This is a genomic window from Streptomyces anatolicus (assembly GCF_019400875.1).
Classification (GTDB): Bacteria; Actinomycetota; Actinomycetes; order Streptomycetales; family Streptomycetaceae; genus Streptomyces; species Streptomyces anatolicus.
Window position 1 is genome coordinate 1 of sequence record NZ_WMBF01000782.1, and the last position, 1,739, is coordinate 1,739.

General features: G+C 73.2%; 2 protein-coding genes. Both read left to right on the top strand.

Going from position 1 to position 1,739, the window contains the following annotated elements:
• Window positions 1-548, top strand: a 548-nt coding sequence (locus GKQ77_RS32405; protein ID WP_258022341.1) for an HNH endonuclease family protein, incomplete at its 5' end; no start/stop codon positions are given.
• A gap of 132 nt (window positions 549-680) precedes the next feature.
• Window positions 681-1,739 (top strand): DUF7800 domain-containing protein (locus GKQ77_RS32410; protein WP_219692722.1); only part of this gene is annotated, 1,059 nt, incomplete at its 3' end.

Sequence of the window (1,739 nt, forward strand, 5' to 3'; positions counted from 1 at the left end):
CTCCCCCGACCCCGGTCGGCGCCGCCACCGCCCGCACCTATCTGGGTGAACTGACCGTCAGGGCCGAGGGCTCGTCCGACGGCTACAGCCGCGACAAGTTCCCGCACTGGAGCACCCAGTCCGGCGCCTGCAACACCCGCGAGGTCGTCCTCAAGCGCGACGGCACCAACGTCCAGCAGGACGCCAGTTGCGCCGCCGTCTCCGGGACGTGGAAGTCCCCCTACGACGGCGGCACTTGGACCGCCGCGTCCGACGTCGACATCGACCACGTCGTGGCGCTCTCCGAGGCCTGGCGGTCCGGCGCCAGCGGCTGGACCACGGCGCAGCGCCAGGGCTTCGCCAACGACCTCGCCCAGCCCCAGCTGATCGCCGTCACCGACAACGTCAACCAGGCCAAGGGCGACCAGGACCCCGCCGAGTGGATGCCGCCCACCGCCTCGTACCACTGCTTCTACGCCCGGATGTGGGTGGACGTGAAGCACCACTACAAGCTCACGGTGGACTCCGCGGAGAAGAGCGCGCTGACGTCGGTCCTCAGCGGCTGCTGAGCACCGGCACGCGGCCGCGGAGGCCCGGCACGCGGCCACTGGGCACCGGCACGCCGTACACGCGTGCCGGAACCGCCCCGCCCGGCTCCGTCGTTCCGTACCGTACGGGGCGACGGAGGAGGGTGATCACCTGTGGCACGACTGCTGCTCGGTCCACTGCTGAGGTACGTCGACGGCTCCACGGCGACCGTCTGGGTCGAGGCCGACCGGCCCTGCGCCGCCGAGGTGCGGTGCGCGGACGGCGCGCACGGCTCGGCACGCACCTTCCAGGTCGCCGGGCACCACTACGCCCTGATCCCGGTCACCGGGCTGACGCCGGGCACGGAGACGGCGTACGAGGTACGGCTCGGGGTGCCGGAGGGCGAGCGCGAGGAGAGCGCGGGAAGCGCGGAGAGCGCGGTCTGGCCGCTGCCCGGCTCCCGCTTCCCCGCGAGCACCATCCGCACGCCCGCCGAGGACGGCGCCGACGAGCTGCGCGTCACCTTCGGCTCCTGCCGCTGGGCATCGCCGCCCCACGACGAGGACGACCCCGTGGGGCCCGACGCCCTGGACACGCTGGCCGCCCGCATCGCCGCGGACCCGGCCGCCGCCCGTCCGGACGTCCTGGTGCTCCTGGGCGACCAGGTGTACGCGGACCAGACCTCGAAGGCGACCCAGCGCTGGCTCGCCGCGCGCAGGGACCTCAGCGAGCCGCCGGGGACCCAGGTCGCCGACTACGAGGAGTACACCCACCTCTATTACGAGTCCTGGCTCGACCCGGAGGTGCGCTGGCTGCTCTCCACAGTGCCCAGCTGCATGATCTTCGACGATCATGACGTCATAGACGATTGGAACACCAGTGCGGCCTGGGTGGCCGAGATGCGGGCCACGCCGTGGTGGCGCGAGCGGGTCCTGAGCGGCCTGATGTCGTACTGGGTCCATCAGCACCTCGGCAATCTGCGCCCCGAGGAGCTGGAGACCGACGCCCTCTACGCCTCCGTGCGCGCCACGCCCGACGGCACGGACGCGCTGCGCGCCTTCGCGGCGGCGGCCGACGCGGACTCGGGCGCGACGCGCTGGAGCTATCGGCGGGACTTCGGGCGCGTACGCCTGCTGATGGTCGACACCCGCGCGGCGCGCGTCCTGACGGAGGGGGAGCGCGCCATGCTCGACCCGGCCGAGGCGCGGTGGGTGCGCGAGCAGGTGGTGGGC